The sequence below is a fragment of the Rhizobium sp. BR 317 genome (assembly GCF_047445835.1).
Classification (GTDB): domain Bacteria; phylum Pseudomonadota; class Alphaproteobacteria; order Rhizobiales; family Rhizobiaceae; genus Rhizobium; species Rhizobium paranaense.
Genome location: NZ_JARWLB010000201.1, coordinates 1 through 630, shown reverse-complemented (window position 1 = coordinate 630; position 630 = coordinate 1). Strand labels below are relative to the sequence as shown.

Sequence of the window (630 nt, the reverse complement as noted above, 5' to 3'; positions counted from 1 at the left end):
GCGGAGTCTTTTGGCAGGGTCGCAGAGCAGACCATCTCGAAGAACCTGAATGTGCAGCCGACCATCCAGATCCGCCCCGGCTACAAGTTCAACGTGCTCGTMKACCAGGATATTATATTTCCGTCGACCTACAGCAGAAACTGACGAACATCGTCCGACAGCTTCGCCGCCATTTCAGCCACCGACATGCCGCGCATGCCGGTGCAACATTGCAATCCCCGCAATAACTTTCCTGACTTAGTCATCTTTTTAGTTCAAGGGGACTTGAAACTTGTCTTTTCGCAGGTAGTGCTAGGCGTACACGGCTAGAGGGACTKCTCCGCGCTACTCTGGCACMGTGGGTTGTGTCGAGATGCCTGTGGCTGATTGTGGCTATGGCTTGGCCGCCGGGCGGCGAGGCCTGTTCGAGTGTCTCGATGTGCYAGATCATGACCGACCTACAGGTCGATAAGACAGKAGAAACGCTGGTGGAYGGAGAATTTCGCTCGCTCGTCGACATGTTGGAAGCTGCGCAGGACGAGCTTACKATCAAAGGTGCCATGAAGCGCTTCGCAGAGGCCTGCGGCTACGAGCGGTTTGCCTTTCTTCAAAAGGAAGGCGCCCAGATCAAGACCTTCAACACCTATCCAA

The 630-nt window shown here is 55.0% G+C and carries 1 protein-coding gene and 1 pseudogene; both read left to right on the top strand.

Annotated features, from left to right (window positions below; genetic code table 11):
* On the top strand, positions 1–144 hold a 144-nt coding region (locus QD357_RS32790; protein WP_414126160.1), incomplete at its 5' end, for a TrbI/VirB10 family protein.
* A 323-nt stretch (positions 145–467) separates the two neighbouring features.
* Positions 468–630: pseudogene (locus QD357_RS32785) on the top strand (transcriptional regulator); the annotation flags it as partial.